The organism is Atlantibacter subterraneus, from assembly GCF_007570865.1.
GTDB classification, from domain to species: domain Bacteria; phylum Pseudomonadota; class Gammaproteobacteria; order Enterobacterales; family Enterobacteriaceae; genus Atlantibacter; species Atlantibacter subterraneus.
Genome location: NZ_VLPS01000005.1, coordinates 130,739 through 151,129, shown reverse-complemented (window position 1 = coordinate 151,129; position 20,391 = coordinate 130,739). Strand labels below are relative to the sequence as shown.

The window sequence follows — 20,391 nt, the reverse complement described above, 5'->3', positions numbered from 1 at the left end:
CATGGCAGATTATCAGGGTAAGAAAGTCGTCATCATTGGTCTCGGATTAACCGGGCTTTCCTGCGTGGACTTTTTCCTGGCGCGCGGCGTGACGCCGCGCGTGATGGATACCCGCCAGGCGCCGCCGGGCCTTGATAATCTTCCTGAAACCGTTGAGCGTCATCTGGGCTCGCTGAACGACGAGTGGCTGCTGAATGCGGATCTGATTATCGCCAGCCCAGGTATGGCGCTGGCGCATCCGTCACTCAGTGCCGCCGCGGACGCAGGCGTAGAGATCATTGGCGATATCGAACTGTTCTGCCGTGAAGCGCAGGCTCCCATTGTTGCCATCACCGGTTCAAATGGCAAAAGTACCGTCACCACCCTGGTGGGCGAAATGGCAAAAGCGGCGGGCGTTAGCGTCGGGGTAGGCGGCAATATCGGCCTGCCAGCGCTAATGCTGCTGGATGCGGAAAAAGAGCTGTATGTGCTCGAGCTCTCCAGTTTCCAGCTGGAAACGACGTACAGCCTGCGTGCCAAAGCCGCCACGGTGCTGAACGTGACCGAAGATCATATGGATCGCTATCCCTTTGGCCTTCAGCAATATCGTGCTGCAAAACTCAAGATTTATGAAAATGCCGACGTCTGCGTGGTGAACGCCGACGATGCGCTGACCATGCCGGTGCGCGGGGCGGACGCGCGCTGCGTGAGCTTCGGCATCGACGTGGGGGATTACCATCTCAACCACCAGCAGGGCGACACCTGGTTGCGGGTGAAAGGCGAGAAGATCCTTAACGCCAAAGAGATGAAAATCGTTGGTCGCCACAACTATACCAACGCCCTGGCGGCGCTGGCGCTGGCGGATGCCGTTGGCCTACCGCGCTCCAGCAGCCTGAAAGCGTTAACCACCTTTACCGGCCTGGCGCACCGTTTTCAACTGGCTTACGACCATAACGGCGTGCGTTGGATCAATGACTCCAAAGCCACCAACGTCGGCAGCACCGAAGCGGCGCTCAATGGTTTGCATATCGACGGCACCCTGCATCTGCTGCTGGGCGGCGACGGTAAATCCGCTGACTTTTCTCCGCTCAACCGCTATCTGCAGGGCGATCGTATTCGTCTTTACTGCTTTGGCCGTGACGGCGCGGAACTGGCGGCGCTGCGTCCGGAAGTGGCCGAGCAAACCAACACTATGGAAGACGCCATGCGTATTATCGCCAGCAAAGTTCAGCCGGGGGATATGGTGCTGCTGTCGCCTGCCTGCGCCAGCCTCGACCAGTTTAAAAACTTTGAGCAACGCGGCGATGTGTTTACCCGCCTCGCGAAGGAGCTAGGCTGATGCGGTTGTCTCTTCCTCGCCTGCGCGTTCCACGCTTCCCGGGATTCGGTATCCTGGCCTGGCTGTTTGTGGCGCTGAAAGGCTGGGTAATGGGGTCCAGAGATAAAGACGCCAATAGCCTCGTGATGTATGACCGCACGCTGCTGTGGCTGACGCTGGGCCTGGCGGCGGTGGGCTTTATTATGGTGACCTCGGCGTCAATGCCCGTGGGGCAAAGGCTGGCGGACGATCCGTTCCTGTTCGCCAAGCGTGACGCGATCTATATCTTCCTGGCATTTATGCTGGCGATGGTCACACTGCGGATGCCGATGGAAGTCTGGCAGCGCTACAGCGCCGCGCTGCTTATCGCGTCTATTGTGATGCTGCTGATTGTACTGGTGGTGGGTAGCTCGGTTAACGGTGCGTCGCGCTGGATCGCCCTCGGCCCGCTGCGTATCCAGCCAGCAGAGTTTTCCAAGCTGTCGCTGTTTTGTTATCTGTCCAACTACCTGGTGCGTAAGGTTGATGAAGTCCGAAACAACCTGCGCGGATTCTTAAAACCGATGGGCGTGATCCTGGTGATGGCGGTGCTGCTGCTGGCCCAGCCTGACCTCGGTACGGTGGTGGTGCTGTTTGTTACTACCCTGGCCATGCTGTTCCTGGCGGGGGCTAAGCTGTGGCAGTTTATCGCCATTATCGGCATGGGGATCTCGGCGGTGGTGCTGCTGATCCTCGCGGAGCCTTATCGTATCCGGCGTGTAACCTCATTCTGGAACCCGTGGGAAGATCCGTTCGGTAGCGGCTACCAGCTGACGCAATCGCTGATGGCGTTTGGCCGTGGCGAGCTGTGGGGGCAGGGGTTAGGCAATTCGGTACAAAAACTGGAGTATCTGCCGGAAGCGCATACCGACTTCATCTTCTCGATCATCGGGGAAGAACTGGGGTATATCGGTGTAGTACTGGCCCTATTAATGGTATTCTTCGTCGCTTTTCGCGCCATGTCGATTGGCCGCCGCGCGCTGGAGATCGATCAGCGATTTTCCGGATTCCTGGCGTGTTCCATCGGCATCTGGTTTAGCTTCCAGGCGCTGGTTAACGTCGGGGCGGCGGCGGGTATGCTGCCGACCAAAGGTCTGACGCTACCGCTGATCAGTTACGGCGGTTCCAGCTTAATTATTATGTCGACCGCGATCATGCTGTTGTTACGGATTGACTACGAAACGCGTCTGGAAAAGGCGCAGGCGTTTACAAGGAGTGCCCGATGAGCGGCCAGACGAAACGGTTAATGGTGATGGCAGGCGGGACTGGGGGCCATGTGTTCCCGGGGCTGGCGGTAGCGCACCATTTAATGGCTCAGGGCTGGCAGGTACGTTGGTTGGGGACGGCCGATCGGATGGAAGCGGATCTGGTGCCGCGTCATGGCATCGACATCGATTTTATCCGCATCTCCGGGCTGCGCGGTAAAGGCGTGAAAGCGCTGCTGCTGGCACCGATGCGTATTTTTAACGCCTGGCGGCAGGCGCGCGCCATTATGAAGCGTTATCAGCCGGACGTGGTATTGGGCATGGGCGGCTACGTATCCGGGCCTGGCGGTCTGGCTGCCTGGTCGCTGGGCATTCCGGTGGTGCTGCACGAGCAAAACGGGATTGCCGGATTGACCAATAAGTGGCTGGCGAAAATCGCCAGCAAAGTGATGCAGGCTTTTCCCGGCGCATTCCCGAATGCGGATGTGGTCGGCAACCCGGTACGCACCGACGTGCTGGCGCTGCCGGAGCCGGAGCTGCGCCTTGCTGGTCGTGAAGGCCCGGTAAGGGTGTTAGTGGTAGGCGGATCTCAGGGCGCGCGTATCCTTAACCAAACCATGCCGCAGGTGGCAGGGCGACTGGGCGAGAGCATCACGCTCTGGCACCAGTGCGGTAAAGGCGCGTTGAACGAGGTACAGCAGGCTTACGCCGCAGCCGGTCAACCGCAGCATAAAGTGACAGAATTTATTGATGATATGGCGGCGGCCTATCGCTGGGCCGACGTGGTGGTATGCCGCTCCGGGGCGTTAACCGTGAGCGAGCTTGCTGCAGCCGGGCTGCCCGCGTTGTTTGTGCCTTTTCAGCACAAAGATCGCCAGCAGTACTGGAATGCGCTTCCTCTGGAGAAAGCCGGGGCGGCGAAGATTTTCGAACAGCCACAATTCACCGTCGACGCGGTGAGCGAAACGCTGGCGGGATGGGATCGTCCCACTCTGCTGGCGATGGCAAAGCGGGCGCGCGGTGCGGCCATTGTGGATGCTACCGAACGGGTAGCCAATGAAGTACGCGCCGTTACACAGGCGTAATTCTTGCGGACAACTTTTTGATCCGCGTGATGTTGAGATGTTAAGGCGTTGATGCCAAAGGCTTTAGAATAATGAATACACAACAACTGGCGAAACTGCGTTCTATCGTGCCCGAGATGCGTCGCGTCCGGCACATTCATTTTGTCGGCATCGGCGGTGCTGGCATGGGCGGTATTGCCGAAGTGCTGGCGAACGAGGGTTATCAAATTAGCGGCTCCGACCTGGCGCCCAACCCGGTGACCCAGCAACTGGCGGCTTTAGGTGCCACCATTTATTTCAACCATCGTCCGGAAAACGTCAGCGACGCCAGCGTGGTGGTGGTTTCCAGCGCGATTTCTGCGGATAACCCGGAGATCGTGGCCGCTCATGAAGCGCGTATCCCGGTGATCCGCCGCGCGGAAATGTTGGCGGAATTAATGCGTTTTCGTCACGGCATCGCGATTGCCGGGACGCACGGTAAAACAACGACGACGGCGATGGTGTCCAGCATTTACGCGGAAGCCGGTCTGGACCCGACGTTTGTCAACGGCGGTCTGGTGAAAGCGGCGGGTGTGCACGCGCGCCTGGGCCACAGCCGTTACCTTATTGCTGAAGCGGATGAGAGCGACGCATCATTCCTGCATTTGCAGCCGATGGTCTCCATCGTGACCAATATCGAAGCCGACCATATGGACACCTACCAGGGCGACTTTGAGAACTTAAAGCAGACCTTCATTAACTTTCTGCATAATCTGCCGTTTTATGGTCGTGCGGTAATGTGTGTTGACGATCCGGTGATCCGCGAGCTGCTGCCGCGCGTCGGGCGTCAGACCACCACCTACGGCTTTAGCGACGATGCCGACGTGCGCGTCGAGCAGTACGTACAGAAGGGTGCGCAGGGCCACTTTATTATCGTGCGGCAGGATAAGCCGGAGCTGCACGTCACGCTGAATGCGCCGGGACGCCATAACGCGCTTAACGCCGCAGCGGCGGTAGCGGTGGCGACTGAAGAGGGCATCGAAGACGATGCCATTCTGCGCGCGCTGGAAAACTTCCAGGGCACAGGCCGACGTTTTGATTTCCTGGGCGAATTCCCGCTGGCAGCCGTGAACGAGAAGCCGGGCACCGCGATGCTGGTCGACGACTATGGTCATCATCCGACGGAAGTGGACGCCACCATTAAAGCGGCGCGCGCGGGCTGGCCGGATAAAAATCTGGTGATGATATTCCAGCCGCACCGTTATACCCGTACCCGTGACTTATACGATGATTTTGCCAACGTGCTGTCGCAGGTCGACGCGCTATTAATGCTGGACGTTTATTCCGCAGGCGAAGCGGCCATTCCCGGCGCGGATAGCCGATCGCTGTGCCGCACCATTCGCGGGCGCGGCAAAATCGACCCGATTCTGATTTCCGAGCCGAAACAGGTTGCCGAAATGCTGGCTCCGGTATTAACCGGCAATGATTTAATTCTGGTGCAGGGTGCCGGGAACATCGGCAAGATTGCTCGCCACCTGGCTGAGGTGAAGTTGCAGCCGCAAACGCGTGAGGATGAGCAACATGGCTGAGAAAATTGCAGTACTGCTGGGCGGCTTTTCCGCCGAGCGTGACGTCTCTTTACAGTCCGGCGCTGCGGTGCTGAAAGGCCTGCGCGAAGGCGGCGTTGACGCGTATGCGGTCGACCCGCGCGACACGCCGGTTACCACCCTTAAAGAAGAAGGCTTCGATAAAGTCTTTATCGCCTTGCATGGCCGGGGCGGTGAAGATGGCACATTACAGGGGCTGCTGGAGTTTATGGATCTGCCCTATACCGGCAGCGGCGTGATGGCCTCGGCGATCACCATGGACAAGCAGCGCACCAAATTGCTCTGGAAAGGTGCGGGCCTGCCGGTTGCTCCCTGGGTCGGATTGACCCGCAAAGCATTCAGCGCCGGGCTTGATGACGCTACCCGCCAGGCGATTGCGGAATTAGGTTTACCGTTAATCGTGAAACCCAGCCGCGAAGGCTCCAGCGTGGGCATGTCGAAAGTCGACGCCTCTGAAAACCTTGATGCGGCGCTGGCTTTAGCATTTGAACATGACGAAGAAGTGCTGGTTGAGAAGTGGCTGAGCGGCCCGGAATTCACGGTGGCGATCCTCGGTGAAGAAATTTTACCGTCGATTCGTATTCAACCCGCTGGAACCTTCTATGATTATGAGGCCAAGTATCTCTCTGATGATACTCAATATTTCTGCCCGTCAGGCCTGGAAGCCGATCGTGAAAGCGCACTGAACGCGCTGGTGCTTGAGGCCTGGAACACTCTCGGTTGCCGGGGCTGGGGACGGGTTGATGTGATGCTGGATAGCGATGGCGCGTTTTATTTACTGGAAGTGAATACCGCGCCGGGGATGACCAGCCACAGCCTGGTGCCGATGGCGGCGCGTCAGTCGGGCCTGAGCTTCTCGCAGTTAGTTGTCCGTATCCTGGCATTGGCGGAGTGATATGTCGCAGGCGGCGCTAAACACCCGAAACCGGTCCGAGGAGGTCACAACCTCGAACCGCAATAATGGAACGCGACTTGCAGGCATATTGTTTCTGTTGGCTGTGTTATGTACCGTGTTTTTTGGCGGTTGGGTGGTATTGGGCTGGATGGAAGATGCGCAGCGTCTTCCTTTATCAAAGCTGGTCGTGACCGGGGACCGTCACTACACGCGAAATGATGATATTCGTCAGTCGATTCTGGCCTTAGGTTCGCCAGGGACGTTTATGACCCAGGACGTAAATATCATCCAGCAGCAAATCGAACGCTTGCCCTGGATCAAGCAGGCGAGCGTTAGAAAGCAGTGGCCGGACGAATTGAAGATTCATCTGGTTGAATATGTGCCCATAGCACGTTGGAATGACCAGCACATGATTGACGCGCAGGGAAATGCGTTCAGCGTGCCGGCTTCGCGAACCAGCAAACAGATTTTACCAATGCTGTACGGCCCGGAAGGCAGTGAGAACGAAGTGCTTCAGGGCTATCGCGATATGGGACAAGTGCTGGCGAAGGACAGGTTCACGGTTAAGGAAGCGGCTATGACCGCTCGTCGCTCCTGGCAGTTGACGCTGACGAATGATATCAAGCTCAATCTGGGCAGAGGCGATACGATGAAACGTCTGGCGCGGTTTGTAGAACTTTACCCGGTTCTGCAACAGCAGTCGCAGGCTGACGCAAAACGAATCAGTTACGTCGATTTGCGCTACGACTCAGGCGCGGCGGTGGGTTGGATACCCGCGCCAGTTGAAGAACCTAATCAGCAACAGAATCAGGCACAGGCAGAACAACAATGATCAAGGCGACGGACAGAAAACTGGTAGTTGGACTAGAGATCGGGACCGCAAAGGTCGCCGCTTTAGTAGGGGAAGTTCTGCCCGACGGTATGGTCAATATTATTGGCGTCGGGAGTTGCCCCTCCCGTGGTATGGACAAAGGCGGGGTGAACGATCTGGAGTCGGTGGTGAAGTGCGTACAGCGCGCCATCGACCAGGCGGAACTGATGGCGGATTGCCAGATCTCTTCGGTGTATCTGGCGCTTTCGGGTAAGCACATCAGTTGCCAGAACGAAATCGGTATGGTGCCGATTTCCGAAGAGGAAGTGACGCAGGAAGATGTAGAGAACGTGGTCCATACCGCCAAATCGGTGCGTGTGCGCGACGAACACCGCGTTCTGCATGTCATTCCTCAGGAATATGCCATCGATTATCAGGAAGGCATTAAAAATCCGGTCGGGTTATCCGGTGTACGTATGCAGGCCAAGGTACATTTGATCACCTGCCACAACGATATGGCAAAAAACATTGTCAAAGCGGTTGAACGATGTGGCCTGAAAGTTGACCAACTCATTTTCGCCGGTCTTGCGGCGAGCTATTCGGTGCTGACCGAAGATGAACGTGAACTGGGCGTCTGTGTCGTGGATATTGGCGGTGGTACAATGGATATCGCCGTGTATACCGGCGGTGCGCTGCGTCATACCAAAGTGATCCCGTATGCCGGGAACGTGGTGACCAGTGATATCGCTTACGCCTTCGGTACCCCGCCGAGCGATGCCGAGGCGATTAAAGTGCGCCACGGCTGCGCGCTGGGATCGATTGTCGGCAAAGACGAAAGCGTCGAAGTGCCGAGCGTGGGCGGTCGTCCGCCGCGTAGTTTACAGCGTCAGACGCTTGCCGAGGTAATTGAGCCGCGTTATACCGAGTTGCTCAACCTCGTGAATGAAGAAATTTTGCAATTGCAGGAGCAGTTGCGTCAGCAAGGGGTGAAACACCATCTTGCGGCTGGCATCGTCTTAACCGGCGGCGCAGCACAAATTGAAGGCCTCGCCGCCTGTGCGCAACGCGTATTCCATACGCAGGTGCGTATCGGGCAGCCATTGAATATTACCGGTCTTACTGATTATGCTCAGGAGCCTTACTATTCGACGGCGGTAGGCCTGTTGCACTACGGGAAAGAAACCCATCTCAGTGGTGAAACGGAAACGGAAAAACGGACTTCAGTCGGCTCGTGGATTAAACGACTCAACGGTTGGCTACGAAAAGAGTTTTAATTTTAAAAGAGACCGCTGAGTTTGCGGTCTCAGGCGACAGGCACAAAACGGAGAGAAACTATGTTTGAACCTATGGAACTGACCAATGACGCGGTGATTAAAGTCATCGGCGTCGGCGGTGGCGGTGGTAATGCCGTCGAACACATGGTGCGCGAGCGCATCGAAGGTGTGGAATTCTTCGCGGTAAACACCGATGCCCAGGCATTGCGTAAGACCGCAGTAGGACAGACTATCCAGATTGGTAGCGGGATCACCAAAGGCCTTGGCGCTGGTGCGAATCCTGAAGTTGGCCGTAATGCTGCGGATGAAGACCGCGAAGCGTTACGCGCTGCGCTGGATGGTGCAGACATGGTGTTCATCGCGGCCGGTATGGGCGGTGGTACAGGTACGGGCGCTGCGCCAGTGGTGGCTGAAGTGGCCAAAGACCTGGGCATCCTGACCGTTGCGGTGGTAACTAAACCGTTTAACTTCGAAGGCAAGAAGCGTATGGCCTTCGCAGAGCAGGGGATCACCGAGCTGTCCAAGCACGTGGACTCGCTGATCACTATCCCTAACGACAAACTACTGAAAGTGCTGGGCCGCGGCATCTCTCTGCTGGATGCGTTCGGCGCAGCCAACGACGTGTTGAAAGGCGCAGTACAGGGCATCGCGGAACTGATTACCCGTCCTGGCCTGATGAACGTTGACTTCGCGGACGTGCGTACCGTGATGTCTGAAATGGGTTACGCCATGATGGGCTCCGGCGTGGCGAGCGGTGAAGACCGTGCGGAAGAAGCGGCAGAAATGGCCATCTCTTCTCCGCTGCTGGAAGATATCGATCTGTCCGGCGCGCGTGGCGTACTGGTTAACATCACTGCGGGCTTCGACCTGCGTCTGGATGAGTTTGAAACCGTGGGTAACACCATCCGTGCGTTTGCGTCTGATAACGCCACCGTGGTAATCGGTACCTCGCTTGACCCGGATATGAATGACGAACTGCGCGTGACCGTTGTTGCGACCGGTATCGGCATGGATAAACGCCCGGAAATCACCCTGGTGACCAACAAGCAGACTCAGCAGCCAGTGATGGATCGTTACCAGCAGCACGGCATGGCGCCGCTGCAGCAGGAACAAAAACCGGCAGCAAAAGCGGTGAACGATACAACGCCGCAAGTGGCTAAAGAACCGGATTACTTAGATATTCCGGCATTTTTGCGTAAACAAGCTGATTAAGAATAAACCGGAAGTTGGGGTTCAGCGCTCTTTGTGCTAAACTGCGCTGCCGATTGTGATATACACTCTCGGTTGTATAGGTTATTTGGCGAGATTATACGATGATCAAACAAAGGACTCTTAAACGTATCGTTCAGGCGACTGGCGTCGGTTTACATACCGGCAAGAAAGTCACGCTGACGCTACGCCCTGCGCCGGCAAATACCGGGGTCATCTATCGTCGCACCGACTTGAATCCTCCGGTAGATTTTCCGGCTGATGCCAAATCTGTGCGTGATACCATGCTCTGTACTTGCCTGGTCAACGAGCATGACGTGCGGATTTCTACCGTAGAGCACCTGAACGCAGCTTTAGCGGGTCTGGGAATCGACAACATCGTTATCGAAGTTGACGCCCCGGAAATCCCGATTATGGACGGTAGCGCAGCGCCGTTTGTTTACCTGTTGCTTGATGCAGGTATCGACGAGCTGAAAGTGGCCAAGAAATTTGTTCGTATTAAAGAAACCGTTCGCGTGCAAGACGGTGACAAATGGGCTGAATTCAAGCCGTACAATGGTTTTTCGTTGGACTTTACCATCGATTTTAACCATCCGGCGATTGATGCCAGCACCCAGCGTTACCAGATGAACTTCTCCGCTGATGCCTTTATGCGTCAAATCAGCCGCGCGCGTACCTTTGGTTTCATGCGTGATATCGAATATCTGCAATCCCGTGGTTTGTGCCTGGGCGGTAGCTTCGATTGTGCCATCGTTGTTGACGATTATCGCGTATTGAACGAAGACGGCCTGCGTTTTGAAGATGAATTCGTTCGTCACAAAATGTTGGATGCCATTGGTGACTTGTTCATGTGTGGCCACAACATTATTGGCGCGTTTACCGCCTATAAATCAGGCCATGCGCTGAACAACAAACTGTTGCAGGCTGTGCTGGCAAAACAGGAAGCGTGGGAATTTGTGACTTTCGAAGACGAAGCAGAAATGCCGCTCGCTTTCAAAGCGCCTTCCATCGTCCTGGCGTAATACGCACTTCATAATACGGCTGGTTATTTCTGGTACTCTCTCCGATCAGAAAAACTGGCCGTTTTTTATTGCTCCTTTCAGAAATCTTTTACGCCTGAAACTGTTTAACCGCTGGTTTCTTGTTCAGTTCTCCAGCCTTAGCGCCTGATTCCTGCTGTCTGACTGCGTGAATGATGATAATATTTGTGCGCAAATTTAAATGATTAATGAACGACGGAAACATTTCGTCTGTTCTGGTGGGTAACGTGTCCGGACTTTTGACCTGTTGGCGACAAATAGGCAGACGTTTTTTTTGGCCGCATCTCTTGTTGGGGATGGTCGCGGCGAGCCTTGGGCTGCCCGCGTTAAACAACAGCGCCGAACCGGATTTACCCGCTAAAGCGTCGACCCGCAATATTGATAATCCGCAGCTATTTAATTTTGATACGCTGGCGCTGCAGCAGACGGTTCGTCGCCCTTCCTTTTCCGTGGATTACTGGCATCAACATGCCATTCGTACCGTAATCCGCCACCTGACTTTCGCCATGGCACCGCAAACGCTGCCGGTGGCGGAAGAGGTCAAAATTCCCCTTCAGGCACAGCAACTGGCTCTGCTTGATACCTTAAGTACACTTCTCACTCATGAAACCCAGCCTTCGCGGGTACTCAGCCTGCTACCTGTGGCAACGCATGCCGATCGGCATTTCGCCATCAGCCACTGGATAAGCCAGGTTAAAGGTATCCGCGCCGGTCCTCAACGCCTGAGTTAAGTCCTTTATACTTATCCTTTTTTATTTCTTCGCACAGGCGAGGCGTTTGAGATTTTATTATGCTAATCAAATTATTAACTAAAGTTTTCGGTAGCCGTAATGACCGTTCCCTGCGCCGTATGCGCAAAGCCGTATCAGCCATTAATGCAATGGAACCCGCGCTGGAAAAGCTGTCTGATGACGAGCTAAAAGCGAAAACCACAGAATTCCGTGCGCGTCTGGAAAAAGGCGAAACCGTGGAAAGCCTGCTTCCTGAAGCGTTTGCGGTGGTGCGTGAAGCCAGTAAGCGCGTATTTGGCATGCGCCACTTTGATGTTCAGCTGATGGGCGGTATGGTGCTGAACGATCGCTGCATCGCGGAAATGCGCACCGGTGAAGGTAAAACCCTGACCGCAACGCTGCCCGCTTACCTGAACGCGTTAAGCGGCAAAGGGGTTCACGTGGTGACGGTGAACGACTACCTGGCCCAGCGCGATGCGGAAAACAACCGTCCGCTGTTTGAATTCCTCGGCATGACCGTTGGCATCAACCTGCCGGGTATGCCAGCTCCGGCGAAACGCGAAGCGTACGCTGCGGATATCACCTACGGCACCAACAACGAATACGGCTTCGACTATCTGCGCGACAACATGGCGTTCAGCCCTGAAGAACGCGTACAGCGTAAACTGCACTATGCGCTGGTGGATGAGGTGGACTCCATCCTGATCGATGAAGCGCGTACCCCGCTGATCATCTCCGGTCCGGCGGAAGACAGCTCCGAGCTGTACAAAAAAGTAAACAAAATCATCCCGCATCTGGTGCGTCAGGAGAAAGAAGACTCCGACACCTTCCAGGGCGAAGGCCACTTCTCCGTTGATGAGAAAGCGCGTCAGGTCAACCTGACCGAACGCGGTCTGGTGCTGATTGAAGAACTGCTGGTGAATCAGGGCATTATGGAAGAGGGCGAGTCGCTTTACTCGCCGACCAATATCATGCTGATGCACCACGTGACGGCGGCGCTGCGCGCTCACGCCTTGTTCACCCGCGACGTGGATTACATCGTCAAAGACGGTGAAGTCATCATCGTCGATGAACATACTGGCCGTACCATGCAAGGCCGTCGCTGGTCTGATGGCCTGCACCAGGCTGTAGAAGCCAAAGAAGGCGTAGACATCCAGAACGAAAACCAGACGCTGGCGTCTATCACCTTCCAGAACTACTTCCGTCTGTATGAGAAGCTGGCAGGTATGACCGGTACTGCGGATACCGAAGCCTTTGAATTCCGCTCCATCTACAAACTCGACACCATCGTGGTACCGACCAACCGTCCGATGATCCGTAAGGATATGCCTGACCTGGTCTACATGACTGAGATGGACAAAATCGCCGCGATTATCGAAGACATTAAAGAGCGTACCGCCAACGGCCAGCCGGTGCTGGTGGGGACTATTTCGATTGAAAAATCTGAAGTGGTTTCCAATGAACTGACCAAAGCGGGCATTGCGCATAACGTTCTGAACGCCAAATTCCACGCCAACGAAGCGGCTATCGTCGCACAGGCGGGTTATCCGGCAGCGGTGACCATCGCCACCAACATGGCGGGCCGTGGTACCGATATCGTGCTGGGCGGTAGCTGGCAGGCGGAAGTCGCTGAGCTGGAAGACCCAACGCCGGAGCAAATTGCCCAGATTAAAGCCGACTGGCAGGTGCGTCACGAAGCCGTGCTGGCGTCCGGCGGTCTGCATATCATCGGTACCGAGCGTCACGAATCGCGCCGTATTGATAACCAGCTGCGTGGCCGTTCCGGTCGTCAGGGCGATGCCGGTTCTTCTCGCTTCTACCTCTCCATGGAAGATGCCCTGATGCGTATTTTCGCCTCGGATCGCGTTTCCGGGATGATGCGCAAGCTGGGTATGAAACCGGGCGAAGCGATTGAACACCCGTGGGTGACCAAAGCCATCGCTAACGCCCAGCGCAAAGTAGAAAGCCGTAACTTTGATATTCGTAAGCAGCTGCTGGAATATGATGACGTCGCCAACGACCAGCGTCGTGCGATCTACACCCAGCGTAACGAACTGCTGGACGTGTCTGATATCAGCGAAACCGTAAACAGCATTCGTGAAGATGTGTTCAAAGCGACCATCGATGCCCATATTCCGCCGCAGTCTCTGGAAGAGATGTGGGATATCCCGGGGCTTCAGGAGCGCCTGAAAAACGACTTCGATCTGGATCTGCCGATTGCCGAGTGGCTGGATAAAGAGCCGGAACTGCATGAAGAGACCCTGCGCGAGCGTATTCTGCAGAACGCCATTGAGGTATATCAGCGTAAAGAAGAAGTGGTTGGCGCTGAGATGATGCGTCACTTCGAAAAAGGCGTGATGCTGCAAACCCTCGACTCCCTGTGGAAAGAGCACCTGGCGGCGATGGACTACCTGCGTCAGGGCATCCATCTGCGTGGTTACGCGCAGAAAGATCCGAAGCAGGAGTACAAGCGCGAGTCGTTTGCTATGTTCGCGACCATGCTGGAATCCCTGAAATATGAAGTCATCAGCACCCTGAGCAAAGTCCAGGTGCGGATGCCGGAAGAAGTGGAAGCCATGGAGCAGCAGCGTCGTGAAGAAGCTGAGCGTCTGGCACAGATGCAGCAGCTCAGCCATCAGGACGATGACAGCGCGGCAGCCGCGGCGCTGGCGGAGCAGAGCGGCGAGCGTAAAGTGGGCCGTAACGATCCGTGCCCGTGCGGCTCCGGTAAAAAATACAAACAGTGCCATGGCCGCCTGAGCTAATCGGCAACTGCACTAAAAACAAAAGCCCCCGCTATGTAGCGGGGGCTTTTTTTATGGGCCGTTAACCACCATCAGTCAGCGAGAAACAGCTCCAGCAGAGAGTTAAGGAACAGTTTTCCGTGCTCGGTGATCTGCCAGTATTCCGGCGTTTCTACTAAATAACCGAGGCTCAGCGCCTGGTCGATTTGTGGACGAATCGTTGTTTCTCTCAGGCCGGTATAACGCGTAAACTCGGCGCGTGGCGCGGCTTCCAGCAGCCGGAAGCGGTTCATAAAGAACTCGAACGGCTTATCTGCGTCCTCAACATCATGCTGCCGGTCGAGATAGTTGCCCTGCATATAGCCGCGCGGATGACGGGTTTTCGCGGTGCGTAAAATCCTGCCGTCCGGGAAGGTGATTTTCCCGTGCGCCCCGCAGCCAATCCCTAAGTAATCGCCGAAGCGCCAGTAGTTGAGGTTGTGCTGGCACTGATAGCCCGGTTTAGCATAGGCCGAGGTTTCATACTGCTGATAGCCTGCCGCGCTCAGCAGCTGATGCCCCTGCTCGAAGATATCCCACAGCGCATCGTCGTCAGGTAACACCGGCGGACGCGAACCAAACATGGTGTTCGGCTCAATGGTCAATTGATACCAGGAGAGGTGCGGCGGATTGAGCGCAATCGCCTGGCGCAGATCGTCTAACGCCTCGTCCAGCGACTGGTCCGGCAGCCCGTGCATTAAATCCAGATTAAAGCTGCGCAGCCCCAGAGAACTCGCCAGATGCGCGGCGCGTTTTGCTTCTTCCGGGCCGTGAATACGCCCCAGACGCGTGAGCTTGGTCTGTTCAAAACTCTGCACGCCGATGGAAATACGGTTCACCCCGGCGCGCTGATAGTCAACGAAGCGGTCGGCCTCTACGGTGCCGGGGTTAGCTTCCATGGTGATTTCTGCATCGGCGCGTAGATTTAAGCGCGCCCGCACCCCGTCCAACAGCGTTTGCATTGCCGGGCCGGAAAGCAGGCTGGGCGTACCGCCGCCAATAAAAATAGTGCTGACTGCCCGTCCCTGAGCCATCGCCGCATCGTTATCCAGATCGGCTAACAGATGCTGTACATAATCATCATGAGGCACTTCGCCCTTGAGCGCGTGGGAATTGAAATCGCAGTAAGGGCATTTCTGCACGCACCAGGGGATATGAATATACAGGCTCAGAGGTGGCAAATTAGCCATGTCGCATTGCTTCCAGTAACTGTTTCAACGCCTGCCCACGGTGGGAAATGGCGCTTTTTTCTTCGCGGGTCAATTCTGCGGCGGTTTTGCCTTCAGAGGGGACATAAAAAATTGGGTCGTAGCCAAAGCCGCCTTCACCGGCGGGCGCGCGGGTGATTTCGCCCGGCCAGACGCCGTGGAACACCAGCGGGGTCGGATCATCGGCGTGACGCAGATAAACCAACACGCAGTGGAACTGCGCCTGACGCTGCCCGTCCGGCACGTCATTTAACGCGACCAGCAGCTTTTCCAGATTCTGGCGATCGCTGGCGTCTACCCCGGCGTAACGCGCAGAGTAAATGCCCGGCGCGCCGCCCAGCGCGTCTACCGCCAGTCCGGAATCATCAGCGATAGCTGGCAAGCCGGTAATGACCGCCGCATGACGGGCTTTGAGTATTGCGTTCTCAATAAAGGTCAGGCCGGTTTCTTCCGCCGACTCAACGTCTAAATCGGTCTGCGCGACGATATCCAGGCCAAAATCGCGCAGCAGCGACGCGAGTTCACGCACTTTACCGGCATTTCCGGTAGCGAGGACAACTTTTTGCATAGTGAAATCCTGTGATTAAAGCAGTGCCGCTATGGCGGGCGGGATCTGTTGCGGTTCAATAATTATGATGTGTTTGTGACGGCCAGTTTCGCCTTTTTCGATCGTCACCTGGCTTTTTGGGACGCGAAACTGCTTAGCGAGGAATTTTACCAGATGCGCATTGGCCTGGCCGTCAACCGGCGGGGCGGTGATGGCGATTTTTAATTCATCGCCATGCAGTCCAATAATCGCGTCGCGGCTGGCCTTCGGCTGAATATACAGCCGAAGCGTCAGCCGGTCCGCAGTTTGCTCCACGGCACTCATAGCGCCATCCACAGCCCCGGCAGCAGCATATTTCCGGTGCTTTGCAGCAGTTCCATCATGCCCATGTTCAGTACATACAGCAGCAGGACCAGCACCATCGGCGAGAAATCAATCCCACCCATCGCGGGCAGCATACGGCGGATCGGCGACAGCAGCGGTTCGGTCAGCTGCATCAACACATACTCGACCGGGCTACGGCCACGGCTAATCCAGCTCATTAACGCCATCACCAGCAGCACCCAGAACACCAGCAGGCCGATGGTTTTGAGCAGGATAAGCAGCGCGGCAATCCAGATAATCGGCTGGAAAGTGATGACCATAAACAGCACCATCGACTTGATCAGGCTAAGCACGAATGCCATCACTAATGACGCCGTATCAATCGGGCCCATTGACGGTAGGATACGGCGCAGCGGCCCGACGATCGGTTGCGTTGCTTTTACAACGAACTGAGCGAGGGGATTGTAGAAATCGCAACGCGCCCACTGCATCCAGATGCGTAACAGCATCACCATGGTATACAGCTCAAGCGCGGTGGAAATCAGGAAAGTCAACGTCTTCATGGCATTCCTCTGTGGTTATTGTCCTTGATGTGCCTGGTAATTGCGCGCGCCGAAAATGGCAGTGCCGATGCGCACCATGGTGCTCCCGGCAGCAATCGCCGCATCCATATCGTCACTCATTCCCAGAGAAAGGGTATCGACGGCAGGGTAACGATTTTTAAGCGCGCTAAATGCTACAGCCATTTGCTGTGCCACGGCAAACTGCCTTTCATAACTTGACTCAGGCGCGGGGATTGCCATCAGGCCGCGTAGCGTCAGGCCCGGCAGTTCCGCCACCTGGCTTGCCAGCTCATCCAACTCGCTAAGAGTAATACCGGATTTACTGTTTTCATCGCTAATATTGATTTGAATCAGCACGTTAAGCGGCGGCATCGCTTTCGGACGCTGGTCACTGAGCCGGGTGGCGATGCGCAGCCGGTCGATGGTATGGCACCAGTCGAAGTGCTCGGCCACCAGACGGCTTTTGTTGGACTGTAACGGCCCGATAAAGTGCCACTGCAACCCGAACACGCCCGCGTCGGCGAAGTGGCGGATTTTTTCCACCCCTTCCTGCACATAGTTCTCACCGAATGCTCGCTGACCGGCGGCAATGGCTTCTTCGATATCACTCGCAGGTTTTGTTTTGCTGACTGCAAGCAACGTAACTTCTTGTGAAGATCTGCCGCAGCGTAACGCAGCCGCTGAGATCTTTGCTTTTATCTGCGCTAAGTTGCGCGCTATATCACTCATGATCGTCGGGAAGCTGTATGGAAATGGAAGAAATGGTGGCCCTTAGTGTAAAGCATAATGTTTCGGATCTACACCTGTGCAGCGACTTACCGGCGCGATGGCGGCGTAAAGGCGCGCTGGAATGCGCGCCAGAGGGCGCACCACCGCCGCATACGCTGCTTGAGCAGTGGTTATCGGCTGAGCAGCTGCAGATGTTTTCCCGCCAGGGCCAGCTTGATTTTGCGGTCACTCTGGCGAATGGCGCGCGTCTGCGCGCTAATGCGTTCCAACAATCTCAGGGGATTTCGCTGGCGCTGCGTATTTTGCCCCAGACCGCGCCACAGCTCGATACGCTGGGCGCGCCAGCGCGGCTGCGGGAACTGCTTGGCGCTCAGGACGGGCTGATTCTGGTGACCGGCGCGACCGGCAGCGGGAAATCCACCACCCTGGCTGCCATGGTCAATGAACTTAACCGAACGTTAAGCGGCCATATTCTGACGCTGGAAGATCCCATTGAATATCTCTACACCAGCGACAAGTGCCTGATCCAACAGCGCGAGGTGGGTACCCACTGCGACAGCTTTAGCGACGGGCTGCGCGGGGCGTTGCGTGAAGACCCTGATGTGATCCTGCTGGGCGAACTGCGCGACAGCGAAACGATCCGGCTGGCATTAACCGCTGCGGAAACTGGCCATCTGGTGCTGGCGACGCTGCATACCCGCGGCGCGTCCCAGGCGGTTGAACGGCTGGTGGATGTGTTCAGCGCCGAGGAGAAAAACACAATCCGCAGCCAGCTGGCGGGCAGCCTGAAAGCGGTGCTGGCGCAAAAGCTGATCCTGACGGCGCAGGGCACGCGGGCAGCGCTGTTTGAACTGCTGATCAACACGTCTGCCGTGGCGAATCTGATCCGGGAAGGCAAAACCCATCAACTGCCCGGCCTATTGCAGACCGGGCAGCAGTATGGGATGCAAAGTTTTGAACAGAGCCTGCAAAAGCTGACGATGATGCAGGCTTAAAGGAACGGCGTTAACCGTGATTCTCGAAGTAACTTTCCAGGATAATCACGGCGGAGGCGGAATCGATGCTGCCCTTGTTTAGCGCCCGAAAGCCGCCGCGCTCGAACAGGCCCGCACGCGCTTCCACGGTGCTCAGGCGCTCGTCCTGTAATTCGACCTTAACGCCGAAACGGCCATGCAGGCGATTGGCGAATTTACGCGCCCGGTCGGTAAGCGGCTGGTTGGTGCCGTCCATATTCAGCGGCAACCCGACCACCACCAGTTCAGGTTGCCACTCTTTGAGCAGCTTTTCGAACTGCGTCCAGTCAGGGGTGCCGTCGTTGGCTTTTATTGCCGTGAGCGGGCGCGCGGTGCCGGTGATGCGCTGCCCGATAGCCACGCCGATGCTTTTAGTGCCGAAGTCAAAGGCCAGTAAGGTTCCGCTCATCAGGCGTGCCCCGCCGTACCCGGCATGGTGTGGATATCAATGCCGATAAGTTTAGCGGCCTCGCGCCAGCGATCGGCAATCGGCGTGCGGAACAGGATGTTCATGTCTGCCGGGGCGGTCAGCCAGGAGTTCTCAAGGATTTCGCGCTCCAGTTGGCCCTTTTCCCAGGAGGAGTAGCCCAGCGCGACGATCACTTCTTCAGGCTGGGAATCCGTGCCCAGCGTTTCCAGTACGTCACGGGAGGTGGTGATAATGGTGTTATCAGAAATCCGGATACTGGAATTAAATTTATCCGGCGGCGTATGGAGGATAAAACCGCGATCTTCAGCCAGCGGACCGCCGACGAATACCGGTTTATCCAGGCGGATCGCCGGATCGCGCGGTTCAGGAATGATTTTAAGTTTCTGCAGAACGCCGTCCACCTTCAAGTTTTCCAGCGGCTTATTGATGATGAGCCCCATAGCGCCGTCCTCGTTATATTCGCAAATATAAACGACGGCGCGGCGGAACAGCGGGTCCTGCAGGCCTGGCATGGCAATAAGAAAGTGATGCTGTAAATTCATATCAGCGGTCTGTTTCCCTGGTTAAAAAAACATCTTCGCCCAGTATGCGGGGAAAGTAGTGGTCTGTCACTCCTCGGAGGAGAGCATTACAGAATAGATAATAAAGGTAGGTGCGGGGTCCCTCCCGCACGGGAAATTACTTCGCCAGGCGTTTTTCGATGGCGTCCATCAGCATGCCGGTAATAGAAATGGGGAACTGCGCTTCGATTTCGCGGATGCAGGTTGGGCTGGTCACGTTAATCTCAGTTAAGCGATCGCCGATGATATCTAAACCAACGAAAATCAGCCCCTTAGCTTTCAGCGTCGGCCCGACGCGGCGGGCGATTTCCCAGTCGCTTTCGGTTAACGGACGCGGTTCGCCACGACCACCGGCCGCCAGGTTGCCACGCGTTTCGCCGCCCTGCGGAATACGCGCCAGGCAGTACGGAACCGGTTCGCCGTCGACAACCAGCACGCGCTTATCACCATCGACAATCGCGGGCAGATAGTTCTGCGCCATGCAGTAGCGGGTGCCCAGTTGAGTCAGCGTTTCGGCAATCACCGACAGGTTTGGGTCGCCTTCTTTAACGCGGAAAATCGAGGTGCCGCCCATGCCGTCCAGCGGCTTCAGAATGATGTCGCCATGCTCCTGCCAGAAGGCTTTCAGCTGCGCCTTATTGCGCGTTACCAGAGTTTGCGGTGTCAGGTCCGGGAACCAGGCGGTGAACAGCTTTTCGTTGCAGTCGCGCAGGCTCTGCGGCTTGTTGACGATCAGCGTGCCCTGTTCTTCGGCGCGCTCCAGAATATAGGTGGCGTAAATAAACTCGGTATCGAACGGCGGATCTTTACGCATCAGCACCACGTCGAGGTCTGCCAGCGCGATGTCCTGCTCGCCGGTGAAGTCGTACCATTTGTCGTAATTCTGCTCGACGCTCAGCAGGCGGGTGCGGGCGCGGCCCTGGCCGTTGATCAGATAGAGATCGGCCATTTCCATATAGTGCAATTCATAGCCGCGACGTTGGGCTTCCAGAAGCATGGCGAAGCTGCTGTCTTTCTTAATATTAATGGTTGCGATGGGGTCCATCACAATGCCGAGCTTAATCATTATGTTCTCCTGTGAAG

The 20,391-nt window shown here is 56.3% G+C and carries 20 protein-coding genes; 12 read left to right on the top strand and 8 right to left on the bottom strand.

Annotated elements, in window-relative coordinates:
- Position 1 precedes the first annotated feature (1 nt).
- The 11 genes from murD (at position 2) to secA (ending at position 13,916) form a co-directional block, all read left to right on the top strand.
- On the top strand, positions 2 to 1,318 hold the full coding sequence (gene murD, locus FND52_RS10550) for a UDP-N-acetylmuramoyl-L-alanine--D-glutamate ligase (RefSeq protein WP_144130744.1): 1,317 nt from the start codon (positions 2 to 4) through the stop codon (positions 1,316 to 1,318).
- Complete coding sequence (gene ftsW / locus FND52_RS10545; protein WP_144130743.1) at positions 1,318 to 2,562, top strand: cell division protein FtsW; 1,245 nt, start codon at positions 1,318 to 1,320, stop codon at positions 2,560 to 2,562. The genes murD and ftsW overlap by 1 nt, the downstream gene beginning before the upstream one ends.
- Positions 2,559 to 3,626, top strand: coding sequence for an undecaprenyldiphospho-muramoylpentapeptide beta-N-acetylglucosaminyltransferase (gene murG, locus FND52_RS10540; RefSeq protein WP_144130742.1), 1,068 nt, complete (start codon positions 2,559 to 2,561; stop codon positions 3,624 to 3,626). Before ftsW ends, murG begins: the two co-directional genes overlap by 4 nt.
- A 71-nt stretch (positions 3,627 to 3,697) precedes the next feature.
- The gene (murC, locus tag FND52_RS10535) at positions 3,698 to 5,173 is read left to right on the top strand and encodes a UDP-N-acetylmuramate--L-alanine ligase (protein ID WP_144130741.1); all 1,476 of its coding nucleotides are present in this window, start codon (positions 3,698 to 3,700) and stop codon (positions 5,171 to 5,173) included.
- Positions 5,166 to 6,086: a D-alanine--D-alanine ligase gene (locus FND52_RS10530; RefSeq protein ID WP_144130740.1), complete on the top strand. Its 921-nt coding sequence runs from the start codon at positions 5,166 to 5,168 to the stop codon at positions 6,084 to 6,086. Before murC ends, FND52_RS10530 begins: the two co-directional genes overlap by 8 nt.
- A gap of 1 nt (position 6,087) precedes the next feature.
- Entirely contained in the window at positions 6,088 to 6,918 is an 831-nt protein-coding gene (gene ftsQ / locus FND52_RS10525) for a cell division protein FtsQ (RefSeq protein ID WP_125293214.1), read from the top strand.
- A complete protein-coding gene (gene ftsA, locus FND52_RS10520) occupies positions 6,915 to 8,171 on the top strand; it encodes a cell division protein FtsA (protein WP_002434382.1) in 1,257 nt (418 codons plus the stop codon). Before ftsQ ends, ftsA begins: the two co-directional genes overlap by 4 nt.
- A gap of 60 nt (positions 8,172 to 8,231) precedes the next feature.
- Positions 8,232 to 9,383, top strand: a complete 1,152-nt coding sequence (gene ftsZ, locus FND52_RS10515) for a cell division protein FtsZ (RefSeq protein ID WP_002434383.1) — start codon at positions 8,232 to 8,234, stop codon at positions 9,381 to 9,383.
- Between the two features lie 101 nt (positions 9,384 to 9,484).
- On the top strand, positions 9,485 to 10,402 hold the full coding sequence (gene lpxC / locus FND52_RS10510; RefSeq protein WP_144130739.1) for a UDP-3-O-acyl-N-acetylglucosamine deacetylase: 918 nt from the start codon (positions 9,485 to 9,487) through the stop codon (positions 10,400 to 10,402).
- A gap of 245 nt (positions 10,403 to 10,647) precedes the next feature.
- Positions 10,648 to 11,151: a secA translation cis-regulator SecM gene (secM, locus tag FND52_RS10505; RefSeq protein ID WP_208737503.1), complete on the top strand. Its 504-nt coding sequence runs from the start codon at positions 10,648 to 10,650 to the stop codon at positions 11,149 to 11,151.
- A gap of 59 nt (positions 11,152 to 11,210) precedes the next feature.
- A complete protein-coding gene (gene secA / locus FND52_RS10500) occupies positions 11,211 to 13,916 on the top strand; it encodes a preprotein translocase subunit SecA (RefSeq protein ID WP_125293217.1) in 2,706 nt (901 codons plus the stop codon).
- Positions 13,917 to 13,987: 71 nt separating this feature from the next.
- Here the strand turns inward: secA and hemW are convergent, their stop codons facing one another.
- The 5 genes from hemW to FND52_RS10475 are packed head-to-tail and all read right to left on the bottom strand — an operon-like array spanning position 13,988 to position 17,305.
- A complete protein-coding gene (gene hemW, locus FND52_RS10495) occupies positions 13,988 to 15,124 on the bottom strand; it encodes a radical SAM family heme chaperone HemW (protein ID WP_144130738.1) in 1,137 nt (378 codons plus the stop codon).
- On the bottom strand, positions 15,117 to 15,710 hold the full coding sequence (locus FND52_RS10490) for an XTP/dITP diphosphatase (protein ID WP_144130737.1): 594 nt from the start codon (positions 15,708 to 15,710) through the stop codon (positions 15,117 to 15,119). The genes hemW and FND52_RS10490 overlap by 8 nt, the downstream gene beginning before the upstream one ends.
- Positions 15,711 to 15,725: 15 nt before the next feature.
- The gene (gene yggU, locus FND52_RS10485; protein WP_125293220.1) at positions 15,726 to 16,013 is read right to left on the bottom strand and encodes a DUF167 family protein YggU; all 288 of its coding nucleotides are present in this window, start codon (positions 16,011 to 16,013) and stop codon (positions 15,726 to 15,728) included.
- Positions 16,010 to 16,576 carry a YggT family protein gene (locus tag FND52_RS10480; RefSeq protein WP_125293221.1) on the bottom strand — a complete coding sequence of 189 codons (567 nt, stop codon included), beginning with the start codon at positions 16,574 to 16,576 and terminating at the stop codon, positions 16,010 to 16,012. The genes yggU and FND52_RS10480 overlap by 4 nt, the downstream gene beginning before the upstream one ends.
- Before the next feature lie 15 nt (positions 16,577 to 16,591).
- Positions 16,592 to 17,305, bottom strand: coding sequence for a YggS family pyridoxal phosphate-dependent enzyme (locus FND52_RS10475; protein WP_144130736.1), 714 nt, complete (start codon positions 17,303 to 17,305; stop codon positions 16,592 to 16,594).
- A 17-nt stretch (positions 17,306 to 17,322) separates the two neighbouring features.
- On the opposite strand from FND52_RS10475, the gene FND52_RS10470 reads away from it, so the two are divergent.
- Positions 17,323 to 18,300: a type IV pilus twitching motility protein PilT gene (locus FND52_RS10470; protein ID WP_144130735.1), complete on the top strand. Its 978-nt coding sequence runs from the start codon at positions 17,323 to 17,325 to the stop codon at positions 18,298 to 18,300.
- 10 nt (positions 18,301 to 18,310) lie between these two features.
- Here the strand turns inward: FND52_RS10470 and ruvX are convergent, their stop codons facing one another.
- The 3 genes from ruvX to gshB form a co-directional block, all read right to left on the bottom strand.
- Positions 18,311 to 18,727, bottom strand: a complete 417-nt coding sequence (ruvX, locus tag FND52_RS10465) for a Holliday junction resolvase RuvX (protein WP_125293224.1) — start codon at positions 18,725 to 18,727, stop codon at positions 18,311 to 18,313.
- Positions 18,727 to 19,290 (bottom strand): YqgE/AlgH family protein, encoded by a 564-nt coding sequence (locus tag FND52_RS10460; protein WP_125293225.1) that lies wholly within the window; start codon positions 19,288 to 19,290, stop codon positions 18,727 to 18,729. The genes ruvX and FND52_RS10460 overlap by 1 nt, the downstream gene beginning before the upstream one ends.
- 136 nt (positions 19,291 to 19,426) lie before the next feature.
- Complete coding sequence (gene gshB / locus FND52_RS10455) at positions 19,427 to 20,374, bottom strand: glutathione synthase (RefSeq protein WP_144130734.1); 948 nt, start codon at positions 20,372 to 20,374, stop codon at positions 19,427 to 19,429.
- Positions 20,375 to 20,391: the final 17 nt, after the last annotated feature.